This is a genomic window from Sphingomonas quercus (assembly GCF_018863195.1).
Lineage (GTDB): Bacteria > Pseudomonadota > Alphaproteobacteria > Sphingomonadales > Sphingomonadaceae > Solisphingomonas > Solisphingomonas quercus.
In genome coordinates this window covers 48,839-61,421 of the sequence record NZ_JAHKRT010000003.1, presented here as the reverse complement: position 1 = coordinate 61,421, position 12,583 = coordinate 48,839, and the positions used below count along the sequence as shown (strand labels likewise).

The following is a 12,583-nucleotide window of genomic DNA, read 5'->3' as shown; positions in this document are numbered from 1 at the left end:
CTGAAACCAACCACGCCGCGGTAAGTTTAGCATCAGGAACAGAGAGGCCCGCTACATGCTTTTCACGATCCTCATCATCCTGCTTATCCTGGCCCTGATCGGCGGCCTGCCGACCTGGCCCTACAGTGCCGACTGGGGATATTACCCGAGTGGCGGCATCCTCATCCTGCTTGTTATCGTCGTCATCATCCTGCTTACGCGCCGCCGCGTCTGACGGAGAGGAGGCCCGCCATGCCCAAGCCTACGCCTTCCGGGCCGCATTCCGACATCAGGGGCGTCAACATGGACGCCCGCGTCGGCACTCCCAATCGTGACGCCGCGCTCGGCACCGCCAAGGAAAAACAGGAGGCCGAAAGCCAGTCGAAAGGCCGGCCGAAGCCGTCGCAGGAGCGCGGCGGCTGATCGTTCAGCGCTTCGCGGTCCATTGGCCCAGCGCGGTCGCCGTCCGCGCCGCCTGCTCTGCCAGCCAGTCGCGCAGGCGCTCGACGTGGCGCGCGCCCTCCCGCCGATACGATAGCGCGCGACATAGGCCTGCCCGGTGCGCTCGCCCGGCAGGTCGGGGTAGGGCAGCGCCACTGCCCCGGCCGCCAGCCGGTCCGCGATGAGGGCAACCCCGCAGAGCGCCACGCCGGCATCGGCGCCGATCGCGTCGAGCGCGCCGGCGATCCGGCGATAGCGCATGCCCCGCTCCGAGGCGGTCCGCGCAATGCCGTGCCGCGCGAACCAGGCCGGCCACGACAGGTCGACCGGATCGCCCTCATAGACATCGACATGGAGCAGCGGAAAACCCTCCAGCCGGGTCGCTGCATCGCGCGTCCGGATCCGCTCGGCGTTCGCCGGCGAGCAAAGCGGCAGCACCATGTCATGGAACAGCAGATCGCCGTCGCCCGCCCCGGCCGCCTCCGGGCCGGCGAGGAGGATTTCGCAATCCGCCCGGCCAGTGCCGGGCTTCGCGTCGCCGGATCCGTTGATCGACACCCGCAACTGGGGCAGCCCGGCGCGAAATGCCGCCATGCGCGGCGCCAGCCACAATTCGGCGAAATCCGCCGGGGCGGTGATGTGGAGATCATGGCCGCGCTGCAATTCCAGCGCGGCGCTCGCCGCCTCGATTGCCGCGAAGCCCTCGCGCAGATGGGGCAGTGCTGCGAGCAGCCCGGCAGTCGGCTCGATGCCGTGGCGACCGCGGCGAAGTAGCTCGATTCCAAGGAAATCTTCCAATGCCTTGACGCGCTGGCCCGCTGCGGCCGGCGTAATCGCCAAGATATCCGCCGCCGACACCAGCGAACCCGTCCTCACGGCAAGCTCTACAGCCTGAAGAGACTTGAGATGACTGGGCGCGGTCATAGTCTCATCATAAGGCAAATCTTTAGTTTCCACCAAAATCTTTCGATTGTGCTCAATCATGGGCGGCGCGATCATGTGGCCATACAGGGAGGGTTGAGGCCATGACTATGAAACGTTACCTGATCGAGCGGGACATCCCCGGCGTCGGCGCGATGTCGATCGTCGAGCTGTGCGGCGCTTCCCGCGCCTCCAATTGCGCGATCGAGAAGCTGCAGCCGAACATCCAGTGGCAGCACAGCTATGTCGCCGCCGATCGTACGTTCTGCATCTATCTCGCCGATAGCGAGGCGACGATCCGATCCCATTCCGAGCTGAGCGGGATTCCGGCCGGCACGATCACCGAGATTCCGCAGATCATCGACCCGCTGACCGCGAACAATTGATGCGCAGGAAAGGGGAGGGCGCGTTATGAAACGCACAGGCTTCATGCTTTACGGCGGGGTGGCCTATATCGTCTTCCTGCTGACATTCCTTTACCTGGTGGCGTTCGTCGCCGCCTTGCCGCTGGTGCCGCGCACCATCGATTTCCCGGCGAGCGCGATGCCGGCCGGGCTGGCGATGCTGGTCGATCTCGCGCTGGTCGCGCTGTTCGGCGTGCAGCACAGCGTCATGGCCCGCGCCGGATTCAAGGCGGCGTGGACGCGAATCGTGCCGCCCGCGATCGAGCGCAGCAGCTACATGATCTGCGCCTGTCTGGCGCTGATCCTGCTGTTCGTCCTGTGGCAGCCGCTGCCGGCCTGGGTCTGGGACGTGCGAGACAGCGCCGCCGCGCCGTGGCTATGGGCGCTGGCTGCGGCCGGCTGGGCGATCGTACTGCTCAGCACCTTCATGATCAGCCATTTCGAGCTGTTCGGGCTGGTGCAGGTGTGGGACCACTGGCGCGGCGCGCCGGCAAAACCACCCAGCTTCCGCCACCCGCTTTTCTACCGGCTGGTCCGCCATCCGCTCTACAGCGGCTTCCTCATCGCCTTCTGGGTGACGCCGGCGATGAGCTATGGCCATTTGCTGTTCGCGCCGCGATGTCGCTCTACATCCTCATGGCGATCGAGTTCGAGGAACGCGATCTCGTGCGGCTGTTCGGCGCGGATTATGAGCGCTACCGCGCCCGCGTCGGCAAGCTGATGCCGCGGCTGCGGCCCTAGGCTGCGATCGGCATCGCCAGGCGCTGCCGCCGCAGCGCCACGCCGATCCCGCCGAAGCCGAGGATCATCGTCAGCCACGCCGCCGGCTCCGGCACCGCGGGCGCGTCGAGCTGCGCGAGGATCGCGCCGGCGATCGCCTGATGGACGATGGTGGTCGGGTGGATGCCGTCGAAGTAAAGCGAGTTGGCGCAATTGGCGAGCTGCGGCGAGCCGCCCAGCGGGATCTGGCATGGCGTCGTCGTGTCGAGCCCCGCCGGCAGGCCGAAGGCGGTGGGATCGGCGAGCAGGTCATGCTCATAGCCGAACAGGTCGAAGAAGCTGGCATTGACGCCGGCCAGCATGTCGAACGCCGCCGTCTTCGCCTCGAACAGGTCGCTGATCTGCATCGAACGATCGGTCAGCTCGCCCAGCCGCACCGCATTGCCGCCGGTCGCGGCCAGGGACGCCGGCAGCAGGCCGATATCGGGCGAGCCGGTGATCACGAAATTGCGCGCGCCGAGCGCGTAGAGCAGGTTGAGGCCGGTCGCGAAATCATTCGCCGCGGCGGTGAAGTCGATCGCGCCGCCGGTGGCGATCGTGTCGCGCACGTCGTTACCGCCGAAGGTGACGAGGACCAGGGCGTCGCTCGCGATCGGGCCGTTGCCGAGCGTGCCGCTGTACAGGCCGATCTGGGAGATGAAGCTGGGGCTGACCTCGCCCGGCTTGGTCTCGGCATCCGCGCCCCCGACGGCGACGTTGGTGCCGCCGATCAGCGCCGGCTGCGTCGGCGTCCCGCTGATCGCCAGGCTCAGATAGTCAGCGAAATTATAGCCGTTGGAAAAACGGCCCTGATAATAGCCATTGATCGGGCTCGCCTCCGCACCGCCGGTGGCGAGGAAGGCATTGCCGGCGTCGACGAGGCTGTCGCCAAAGACGTAAAGTCCGGAATAATTCACCGCCTGCGCCGACGCGCAGGGCGCCACGACCAGCGCAAGCATGGTGAGACAACGGCCGATCGTCTTCATGATCATCCCCCTCTTGTTAACCATGACGATATCCGAACGGCCGGGCGGGGCCAAGCACAGGCAATCGCCGCCCGAAGAAATATTCGAGTCTATCGGTGATGGCCCGGAGAGAGTCCTGATCTGTCAGGAAAGCGTCAGGTAAAGCTCCGCCTCAATCACCCAGCTGCCGGAGGCTGATTGTCGCCACTTGGCGGTATAGCTGCCGCTCGCCTGCACGCCGCCATTGGCCGCCGCCACGCCCTGCCACCGGCCATGCTCGAAGGCGATGGGGAAGGCGGGTGAGATGATGATCGTCTCCGGGGTGCGCACGTAAAGCGTCCGGTCGCGCGTGGCGAACTCACGGCGCCACGCGAGAAGCTGCGCCTTGCGGCCGCTGATCACCGCGCTGTCGGTGCCGGCGACGAGCACGACGTCGGCGCCGAGCAAGGGGGCGATGGCGTCGGTGTCGCCGTCTGCCAGCGCGCGGTTGAAGGCGGCGCGGGCGATGCGGATGGCGATTTCGGAGTCCGGCTGCATGATCGCCGACTTAGGCCGGGACAGATGAATTGCGCCAGGGGCTTGCCTGATCGTTCGCTTTATGTTCTCATCCTGCCATGAACGAGCGCACCGATTCCTTTGTCCGTATCGCCGACACCGAGCTGGCCCAGGCCTTCGCCCGCTGGATCCGGCAGGCGCCGCGCCACTGGTTCGAGGAGATTCAGCGCGGCCGCGGCGAGGTGAGCGAGGCCGCCGCCGTGTCGCTGGGCGATTATCTCGTCGAGCGCCTCAACGCGGCCGAGCGCGGCGTCTATCGCGCCGCCGAACCCACCTTCGACTTCGGCCGAGCTGCCTGACTCGGTGGTGGGCGAGGCGCCGCCATTGGCCGCCCCGATCGCCGTCCCCCTCAGCCCGCCGGCCCGTCGTCGTTCTGCTGCGCTGCCGGCTTCTGCGCCGTTTCCCGCTCGATGAAGCTGATCTTGCCGTTGGTCTCCAATATTCCCCAGGCGACATCGGCGATCTTGGCGATCCCGGCCAGCCGCATCTCCGTCTCCACCTCGCGGCGGGTCAGCCGGTCGCGGCGGAGATTGTCGCCGAGCAGCGCCCCGTCGCGGATGATGACCCGCGGCTCGCCCTCGAGCAGCCGTTCGGCGCGCGGCGAGAGATAGCTCGCCCAGCTCATCACCAGCCCCCAAAACAGGAAGGTGGTGATCGCCAGGGTCGCTCCGATCAGGCTGAAATCGTTATGCGTCACCCCCTGCTGGATCAGGTCGCCCATCACGATCAGCGTGACCAGCTCGAACGGCGTCATCTGGCTGAGCTCGCGCTTGCCGAGCATGCGCAGCAACCCAAAGAGCACGAAGAACATCACGCTGGCGCGCAGCACGATATCCATCAGGGCAGCACCCTCATCTGAACCGGCAGGGCGACGAGCCGGGCCTTGCCGTCATAGACCGCGATCTCCCCGCCATTGCGTCCGATCAGCGCCGGGTTGATCTGCCCGTCGAACTTGATCAGCACCGGCTCGCCCGGGGCGGCCTTGCCGAAGGTGAGGCGGACCATGCCGTCCTCGAACGCTTCCTTCTCCGCTTCCGGCGTCGTCGCGTTGATCGTGATGTCGCGCCACAACTCGGGCGAAAGGGCGATGACCAGCTCGTCGACAGGCCGTTTCGGCTCGATCCGCACCCGCATCTCGAAGATGGTGCCGTTGCGCAGCGTGGCCGGCGCGTGAATGGTGAGGCGCGCCGCTTCGCTGTCCGCCGTTCGCGCCGGGCTGCGCCCGCCGCCGAGCAGGCCGAGCAGCGCCACCGCGACGACGGCGGCAAGCAGAATGAGGGTTCCGGGATTGGCGCGCCGCCGCGACGGTCGGAGATGCACGTCCGCGATGCCATCGGGGGCGGGTCCGCTAAGCTGCGCCATCGCCGGGACATAACCGGGACCCCGGCAGAGCGTTCCGTCGTTTGATAGTCGGTGGGCTGGTAAGGCTTCCGTAACCCTGCCGCCCCCACGCTGCTCCGGATCAAAGGCCCGCATGCCGTCATCGGCGTGACAAGGGGCCGCATTAGGAGAGGAGAGAAGGATGTCCGACAGGTTCGCGCGTTATCTGCATCGGGAGCATAGCCGGCTCGAGGTCGAGCTGGAGGCCGCGCTCCGGAAGCGCTTCCCGGACGAGCTTGCCTGCAATCGCCTCAAGAAGCTGAAGCTGGTGGTGAAGGATCAGATCCGCGAGGCGGAGCGCCTGCCCGCCTGATCGGCCCTGAGGTCGGCGGACTGGATGTGCCAGCGGCGCTGCTCCGCAGTGGCGCCCGGCACATCGTTCACGCGGCGCAGCACGTAACTGCCGATGAAACGCTGCCGCGTCCCGTCCGCCAGCGCCGCTTCGACCGTCACCGGCACCGTCACGTAAAGCGATCCCGCCGCCCCTTCGACCGTGCCCGGCGGTCCGAGCGTCGCGCGCACCGCGCGGGTGTCGGCAAAGCCCTTGCGAAACCCGGCCTCATCCTGGCGGCTGGCGCGGCCGCCGTCTGCCCATTGCCGATAGGCTGCGGCGTAATCGCCCGCCGCGATCGCCGCATAATAAAGCTGCACCACCGCGGCTGCCGCCTCGGCGCTGTCCGGCGCCGGCACCGGCGCGGCGCCGGCCTGCGGTGCCGGCGCGGAGACGGTGGCGTTCTGCGCGGCCGGTTCGGCCGATGGCGCGGCGTGGCATGCGCCCAGCGCCAGCGCGATGACGAGGCAATTGCGCATCCCCGGCTCCTGCTTGCTCAGCCGCCTGCTGCCACGCGCGCCGCCGCGTCGGCAAAGGCTTTCGGCGCATTGTGCGGCGGATCGTGGCCGATGCCGTCCGGGATGAGGCGATGGGAGTGGCGGCCGGTATCGCCGCCGACCGCCGACGCCACCTTCAATGCGGCACGGCGCCGAGCTCGAAGCCGGTCTTGTCATGCATGGCGAGGCGATCGACGAGATCGGCGCTGGCGCGGTTATTAGCCGATCACCTCCACCGCCGTGCCGTCGCGGCGCAGCCGGGCGATGATCTTGTCGAGCGCGCCGACCGCCGAAATGTCCCAGAAATGCGCGGCCGAGACGTCGATCAACACCCGCCGTGCCGCCTCGCCGGGCAGGAATGCGCGGCGGAAGCGGTCGACCGACGCGAAGAAGATCTCGCCCTCCACCCGATAGGTCGCACTCCGCTCGTCCGGCTCCTCGCTGCGGGTGACGGTGAACATCCGTCGCGCCTTGCCGGCGAAGAAGATGCCCGACAGCAGCACGCCGGCCAGCACGCCCTGCGCGAGGTCGCGCGTCGCCACCACCACTGCCACCGTCACCAGCATCACCACCGACGAGGTCGGCGGATGGCGGCGCAGGTTGGGGATCGAGTTCCAGCTGAACGTGCCGATCGAGACCATGATCATCACCGCCACCAGCGCCGGCATCGGGATGCGCCCGACCACCGGCCCCAGCACCGCCAGCAGGAACAGCAGGAACGCGCCGGCCACGAAGGTCGACAGCCGCTTGCGCCCGCCCGAGGTGACGTTGATCACCGACTGGCCGATCATCGCGCATCCGCCCATGCCGCCAACCAAGGCGGCGGCAATGTTGGCGCCACCCTGGCCGAGGCATTCGCGGCGCTTGTCGCTGTCGGTCATGTCGTCGACGATCTGCGCGGTCATCATCGATTCGAGCAGGCCGACCGCGGCCATCGTCAGCGAATAGGGGAAGATGATGCGCAGCGTGTCGAGGGTCAGCGGCACGTCGGGCAAGGCGAGGCTCGGAATGCCTTCGGGCAGCCGGCCCATGTCGCCGACGGTGCGTACCGGCAAGCCGAGCGCGATCCCGGCACCGGCCAGCACGAGAATCGCCACCAGCGGCGACGGCACGGCCCGCGTCACGCGCGGAAACAGGTAAATGATGGCGAGCCCTGCGGCCACCATGGCGTATGTGTGCCAGGTGACGCCAGTAAGCTGGGGCAATTGCGCCATGAAGATCAGGATCGCCAGCGCGTTCACGAAGCCGGTGATCACTGACCGCGACACGAACTGCATCAGCAGGTCGAGCCTGAGCAGCCCGGCCACGGCCTGGATGACGCCCATCAGGATCGTCGCTGCGAACAGATAGGCGACGCCATGGTCGCGGACGAGCGGCGTCACCACCACCGCCACCGCCGCCGTCGCCGCGGAGATCATCGCCGGCCGCCCGCCCAGCAGCGACACGGTGATCGCGATCGCCACCGAGGCGTAGAGGCCGACGCGCGGATCGACGCCGGCGATGATCGAAAAGCCGATCGCCTCGGGGATCAGCGCCAGCGCAACGACGATGCCGGCGAGCACGTCGCGGCGCGCCTCGCCGGCGTCGGCGAACCATTCGGTCCGGAAACGGGAGAACATGGGTCTGGCCTGTTAATCAGCGCATGCCCGGCGGATCGGCGGCCGGGATAGCCATCCGGATTTGCACCGGATCCTTGCGAATGGGGCGCGTCTAGCCGCGACTCCGGGCGCGGCGCAAGGCCGGCGGCCCTGGCGCAAAACGTCTACACGCCATTTGTTCTCTTTATGTTCTTTCCTAATAGGATCGGTTGGGTCAGTCTCGAGTCCATGAAAGGAGTCTGACCATGGTTGCGATCGATCCCTCTCTCATCATGGCCCTGTCGACGTTCCTCACCAGCCTGGCCGGGCTCGTCTGGGCCTTTCGGCGGCGGCGCTAGTGTCCGGCGGTGGGCCGGGTGGCTGGTCGCCGCCCGGCCGCCGTTAAGGATCGGGCAAGGCGCGCGCCAATATTCTCGTCCCAAACAAGGCGAGAGAATGGCTGAACGACGGAGCCCTGCGACCATCCTGCCGCGTCTTCCCCGGCTGACGCTGATTTCGCTCGCTCTGCTCGGCGCCTGCCAGCTTCATTCCGATCATGCGCCCCAGGCCGCCGATCCGGCGCCGGCGGGTTCGGCCCGCGCCGTGCTGCCGCCGCCCGTCGATCCGGTGGTGGCGCCCCGCAGCACCATCGTCACCCTCACGCCGGCCATTCCCAGCGCCGCCGTCGCCCTCGACGCGCGGCTGCGCCGCCTCGGCGAGGGATTCAGGGGTGAGGTCGGCCTCGCCGTGCGCGACGTGCAGACCGGCTGGACGTCCCATTATAATGGCCTGGATTATTTCCCGCAGCAGAGCGTCAGCAAATTGTGGGTCGCGGTCAGCCTGCTCGACCGGGTCGATCGCGGCGCGCTCGGCCTCGGCGACCGGGTCACCGTCTCGGCTGACGACTTGACCCTGTTCCACCAGCCGATCCGCCCGCTGGCGCTAAAGCCCGGCGGCTTCCGCACCACTAACGAGGACCTGCTCGTCCGTGCCCTCACCCAGAGCGACAACACCGCCAATGACCGGCTGCTGCGCGAGGTCGGCGGGCCGGACGCGGTGCGCGACACGCTCGCCCGCAAGGGGCTGATGGGTATCCGCTTCGGCCCCGGCGAGCGGCCGTTGCAGAGCGGCATCGCCGGCCTCGAATGGAAGCCGGCCTATGCCCAGGGCGGCGGCTTCTACGCGGCGCGCGATACGCTGCCCGATGCCGTGCGGCGCGCCGCTTTCGACGGCTATGTCGCCGATCCGGTCGATGGCGCCACCCCGTTCGGCATCGTCGACGCGCTCGCTCGCCTCAAGACCGGCCAGCTGCTCTCGACCGGCGCGACCGAGCAGATGATGGACATCATGAGCCACACCCGCACCGGCCCGCAGCGGCTCAAGGGCGGCCTCCCGCCCGGCTGGACCTTGTCGCACAAGACCGGCACCGGGCAGGTCTTCCAGGGTGAGCAGGCCGGGTATAATGATGTCGGCATCCTGACCGCGCCCGACGGCCGCGCCTATAGCGTCGCCGTGCTGATCGGCCGTACTGCCCGCCCGCTGCCGGAGCGGATGGCGCTGATGCAGGCCGTAGTCCGCGCCACGGTCGCCTATGACGCGGCGCTCGCCACCCAGCGCGAGGCCGCCGCCGCCGACTGATCGGCACCGTCGGGCCTGCGGCGCGTTCACCCCTCGAACAGGCGCGGGAGCTGGATTTGCCTGAACTCGGCACAAGCTGGGAATCGATCGCGTTGCGGCTCGGGCTCGCCACTTTGGTCGGCCTCGTCCTCGGGCTGGAGCGGGAATGGCGCGGCCGTGATGCCGGCCTGCGCACCCATGCCCTCGTCGCGCTCAGCTCGGCGGCGATCACCGTCTCGGCGCTGCTCATCACCGAATCCCAGCCGGCCGGGCGCAGCGATCCGCTGCGCGCGGTGCAGGGGCTGGCGCAGGCCATCGGCTTCATCGCCGGCGGCCTGATCTTCGTGCGCGGCGGCGATGTCCGCAACATGACCACCGCCGCCAGCCTGTGGCTCGCTGCCGCGGTCGGCATCGCCGCCGGGGCGGGGCAGCTCCGGCTGGTGCTGCTCGCCGCCGGCATGGCGCTGGCCGTGCTGTCGCTGGTCGGGCTGGCGGAGCGGCTGTTTCCGGCCCGGCGGCGGGCAGGTGACCAGGCGGGCGAGCTTGGGCTACCCAATCGGCGCGGCGCCATCGATCGCGGCGCGGGTGAGGACCGAAGGTGATGACATCAACGATGCGATGGCTGGCGGCGCTGCTCTGCGCGACGACGGCCGCCCTGCCGGCGCTCGCCCAGCCTTCGCCGGCCGATCTCTACGGCGCCCTGTTCGAGCAGGTCCAGACCGAGCGCATCTTCGCCGACGGCAAGACCTTCGTCGACGCCGCCCCCCGCCGACCGGCGGCCGAGATCATGGCGGATTTCGCGCGGGAACGGCCGCAGGGCAAGGCGGCGCTGCGTGCCTTCGTGCTCGCCCGCTTCACCGTCCCCGGCGTCAATGATCATCAGGCGGCGGACCTGCGGGATCACGTCCGTTCGCTGTGGCCCCTGCTCACCCGCCAGCCGGTCGCGGCGCGCCCGGGCAGCTCGGCGCTGGCGATGCCCGCCCCGTTCGTGGTGCCGGGCGGCCGCTTCCGCGAAATCTATTATTGGGACAGCTATTTTACCATGCTCGGGCTCGTCGCAGACGGCCAGGAGCCGCTTGTCGAATCGATGCTCGCCGATTTCACCAGCGTCATCGAAAGCCACGGCCATATCCCGAACGGCATGCGCACTTATTATCTCAGCCGCTCGCAGCCGCCCTTTTTCGCGCTGATGCTTGATCTTTCGAAGGCGACCGATCCGAAGCTCGCGGCCCGCCGCCTGGCGGCGCTGCGCCGCGAACATGATTTCTGGATGAAGGGCGCCGCCTGCCTCGATGTCTCGGGCGCCTGCGCGCGGGTGGTGCGCATGCCGGACGGCAGCCTGCTCAACCGCTATTGGGACGATCGCGACACGCCGCGCGACGAATCCTTCGCCGAGGACGTCGCCACCGCCCGGTCCGCTGCGGGACCCGCCGCGATCACCTATCGCCACCTCCGCGCCAGCGCCGAAAGCGGCTGGGATTTCAGCGCCCGCTGGCTCGCCAATCCGGCCTCGCTGGCGACGATCCGCACCACCGACATCGTCCCGGTCGATCTCAACAGCCTGCTGTTCGCCATGGAGCAGCGTATCGCCGAGCGCTGCCGCGTGGCCGGAGACCGGCCTTGCGCTACCCGCTTCGCCGGACTGGCGGCGCGGCGCAAGGCGGCGATGGACCGCTATCTCTGGGTGCCGGGTGAAGGGCGGTACGCCGACTGGGACCGCATCGCCCGCAAGCCGACCCCGATCCTCTCTGCGGCGACCCTCTATCCGCTGTTCGTCGGCGCCGCCTCGCCCGAGCAGGGTCGCGCGGTCGCCGACACCACCCGCCGCCGTCTGCTCGCCCATGGCGGGCTGCGCACGACGCCGCTCACCACCGGCCAGCAATGGGACGCGCCCAATGGCTGGGCGCCGCTGCAATGGGTGGCGATCGACGGCCTTGCCCGCTACGGCGCCGGCGATCTCGCCCGCGACATCGCCCGCCGCTGGATGGAGACCGTCGCCACCGCCTATGCCGAAACCGGCAAGATGCTCGAAAAATACGACGTCGAGGAGCGCAAGCCCGGCGGCGGCGGCGAATATCCCCTGCAGGACGGCTTCGGCTGGACCAATGGCGTGTCGAGCGCGCTGCTCGAACGCTATCCGGGGCTGCTCGGCGGATCGTTCACCGCCCCGTCGTCACCGTGAACCCTTCGACGACCGGATCCCTAATCGTCACCCGCGTCGTGCAGCACGGGCTGGATCTTGCCCCAGAAGGCGTTGCTGGACAGGCAGATATTGACCAGCGCGTCCTTGTACGGCTTCGGCGTCGGATCATATTCGCCGGTGATCAGCATGCAGGTCAGCCGAAAGCGATTGTCGGCGCCGCGATAAAGGATCGCGCCGCCGGAATCGCCTTTCAGCGTCGGGCAGTCCGTCGCCCACACATCGTCCCATAGCCGCTCGGGCGAACGGAAGCTGCGCTTCTCCTTGGGGTCATAGCCGTTGCGCAGCTGGCCGGTGATGCGGCAGCGCAGCTGCACCCAGGCGCCAGCCTCCATCGGCTTGTTGCCGGGATGGCCGACCTTCGTGAAGCTGTCGGTCAGCGCGGCGAGCTGGGCATAGCCCACCGCTTCTACTGCGACATGGCCGTAAAGCTCCGGCGTGCCGACGCAATCCTTCAGGCGCAGCAGCATCCAGTCGTTGGCCGCGTTCTCGAAGCTGTTCTTGGATTTGTCGAAATCGCCCCATGCGACCGGCGTCGCCTGGACCAGCCGCTCGACATGGCGCCCGTCCCTGGCCGGCCCCGCGCCGAAGCGGAACGACCAGCCCTCGCGGCGGCTCTCCGCCTGATCGTTGGTGGGGATGAAATGGCGCACCGTCAGCACATGGCAGGCGCCGATCAGCGTGCCCGATCCGGTTTGCAGCGAGACCATGTCGAGCACCACGCCGAACGGCGAATAATCGGAGCCATGGGCGCGGCTCATTGGCACCTGATCGTCACGGTAGAAGATGCTGGCGGCGAGAGGCGAGCTGGTCACGCACAGGGCGACCAGCAACGACAGACCGGGGCGGATCAAAGCCACGCGCATCTCCCACGGCCGGCCGGGCGCCGGGCGGCTTGCCCCGGATAGCATGTTTGTGTTCAACTCGCATGCATGCCGCGTGGAGCCGTCGTCGCTC

16 protein-coding genes, 1 pseudogene and 1 other annotated feature are annotated in these 12,583 nt (G+C 68.5%); of the genes and pseudogenes, 8 read left to right on the top strand and 9 right to left on the bottom strand.

Translation table 11 applies throughout. From position 1 onward, the window contains the following. Positions 1-55: 55 nt before the first annotated feature. Positions 56-214 carry a DUF3309 family protein gene (locus tag KOF26_RS17385; protein WP_216321975.1) on the top strand — a complete coding sequence of 53 codons (159 nt, stop codon included), beginning with the start codon at positions 56-58 and terminating at the stop codon, positions 212-214. On the opposite strand, the gene KOF26_RS06270 is transcribed toward KOF26_RS17385, so the two are convergent. Further along, positions 142-1,344 carry a LysR substrate-binding domain-containing protein gene (locus tag KOF26_RS06270; RefSeq protein WP_216321972.1) on the bottom strand — a complete coding sequence of 401 codons (1,203 nt, stop codon included), beginning with the start codon at positions 1,342-1,344 and terminating at the stop codon, positions 142-144. The genes KOF26_RS17385 and KOF26_RS06270 overlap by 73 nt on opposite strands. Before the next feature lie 101 nt (positions 1,345-1,445). Between KOF26_RS06270 and KOF26_RS06265 the strand changes: the two genes are divergently transcribed. Beyond that, complete coding sequence (locus tag KOF26_RS06265) at positions 1,446-1,727, top strand: DUF4242 domain-containing protein (RefSeq protein WP_216321969.1); 282 nt, start codon at positions 1,446-1,448, stop codon at positions 1,725-1,727. Between the two features lie 25 nt (positions 1,728-1,752). After that, positions 1,753-2,466 (top strand): isoprenylcysteine carboxylmethyltransferase family protein, encoded by a 714-nt coding sequence (locus tag KOF26_RS06260; protein ID WP_216321966.1) that lies wholly within the window; start codon positions 1,753-1,755, stop codon positions 2,464-2,466. 16 nt (positions 2,467-2,482) lie between these two features. On the opposite strand, the gene KOF26_RS06255 is transcribed toward KOF26_RS06260, so the two are convergent. Together KOF26_RS06255 and KOF26_RS06250 are read right to left on the bottom strand one after the other, a co-directional pair. Beyond that, complete coding sequence (locus KOF26_RS06255; RefSeq protein ID WP_435876842.1) at positions 2,483-3,463, bottom strand: SGNH/GDSL hydrolase family protein; 981 nt, start codon at positions 3,461-3,463, stop codon at positions 2,483-2,485. A 150-nt stretch (positions 3,464-3,613) separates the two neighbouring features. Continuing rightward, the gene (locus KOF26_RS06250; RefSeq protein WP_216321961.1) at positions 3,614-4,006 is read right to left on the bottom strand and encodes a YybH family protein; all 393 of its coding nucleotides are present in this window, start codon (positions 4,004-4,006) and stop codon (positions 3,614-3,616) included. A gap of 77 nt (positions 4,007-4,083) precedes the next feature. Here KOF26_RS06250 and KOF26_RS06245 point away from each other — a divergent pair, with 77 nt between their 5' ends. Beyond that, positions 4,084-4,323, top strand: coding sequence for a hypothetical protein (locus KOF26_RS06245; RefSeq protein ID WP_216321956.1), 240 nt, complete (start codon positions 4,084-4,086; stop codon positions 4,321-4,323). Positions 4,324-4,373: 50 nt separating this feature from the next. Here KOF26_RS06245 and KOF26_RS06240 read toward each other — a convergent pair whose 3' ends face one another. Further along, positions 4,374-4,862, bottom strand: coding sequence for a DUF421 domain-containing protein (locus KOF26_RS06240; protein WP_216321953.1), 489 nt, complete (start codon positions 4,860-4,862; stop codon positions 4,374-4,376). Then, positions 4,862-5,386: a hypothetical protein gene (locus tag KOF26_RS06235; protein ID WP_216321950.1), complete on the bottom strand. Its 525-nt coding sequence runs from the start codon at positions 5,384-5,386 to the stop codon at positions 4,862-4,864. The genes KOF26_RS06240 and KOF26_RS06235 overlap by 1 nt, the downstream gene beginning before the upstream one ends. 160 nt (positions 5,387-5,546) lie before the next feature. Here KOF26_RS06235 and KOF26_RS06230 point away from each other — a divergent pair, with 160 nt between their 5' ends. Further along, positions 5,547-5,717 (top strand): DUF465 domain-containing protein, encoded by a 171-nt coding sequence (locus KOF26_RS06230; RefSeq protein ID WP_216321947.1) that lies wholly within the window; start codon positions 5,547-5,549, stop codon positions 5,715-5,717. Here KOF26_RS06230 and KOF26_RS06225 read toward each other — a convergent pair. From KOF26_RS06225 to KOF26_RS06215, 3 genes and pseudogenes are all read right to left on the bottom strand, one after another. Then, on the bottom strand, positions 5,684-6,214 hold the full coding sequence (locus KOF26_RS06225; RefSeq protein ID WP_216321944.1) for a hypothetical protein: 531 nt from the start codon (positions 6,212-6,214) through the stop codon (positions 5,684-5,686). The two genes, KOF26_RS06230 and KOF26_RS06225, sit on opposite strands and share 34 nt — an antisense overlap. Before the next feature lie 17 nt (positions 6,215-6,231). Continuing rightward, positions 6,232-6,372, bottom strand: coding sequence for a hypothetical protein (locus KOF26_RS06220; protein WP_216321941.1), 141 nt, complete (start codon positions 6,370-6,372; stop codon positions 6,232-6,234). Next, a pseudogene (locus KOF26_RS06215) lies at positions 6,369-7,851 on the bottom strand (SulP family inorganic anion transporter). Before KOF26_RS06215 ends, KOF26_RS06220 begins: the two are co-directional and overlap by 4 nt. A 21-nt stretch (positions 7,852-7,872) precedes the next feature. Then, positions 7,873-7,928: a sequence feature (sul1 is cis-regulatory element that is thought to sense ions involved in sulfur or methionine metabolism; They are found in Alphaproteobacteria), on the bottom strand. 337 nt (positions 7,929-8,265) lie between these two features. Here KOF26_RS06215 and KOF26_RS06210 point away from each other — a divergent pair. From KOF26_RS06210 to treF, 3 genes are read left to right on the top strand one after another with little or no spacing between them, the layout of a single operon-like run. Then, a complete protein-coding gene (locus tag KOF26_RS06210; protein WP_216321938.1) occupies positions 8,266-9,447 on the top strand; it encodes a serine hydrolase in 1,182 nt (393 codons plus the stop codon). 56 nt (positions 9,448-9,503) lie between these two features. Beyond that, on the top strand, positions 9,504-10,028 hold the full coding sequence (locus KOF26_RS06205; protein WP_253201189.1) for an MgtC/SapB family protein: 525 nt from the start codon (positions 9,504-9,506) through the stop codon (positions 10,026-10,028). Then, the gene (gene treF / locus KOF26_RS06200) at positions 10,028-11,608 is read left to right on the top strand and encodes an alpha,alpha-trehalase TreF (protein WP_216321935.1); all 1,581 of its coding nucleotides are present in this window, start codon (positions 10,028-10,030) and stop codon (positions 11,606-11,608) included. Before KOF26_RS06205 ends, treF begins: the two co-directional genes overlap by 1 nt. 20 nt (positions 11,609-11,628) lie before the next feature. On the opposite strand, the gene KOF26_RS06195 is transcribed toward treF, so the two are convergent. Next, entirely contained in the window at positions 11,629-12,486 is an 858-nt protein-coding gene (locus tag KOF26_RS06195) for a trypsin-like serine peptidase (protein WP_216321932.1), read from the bottom strand. Positions 12,487-12,583 lie beyond the last annotated feature (97 nt).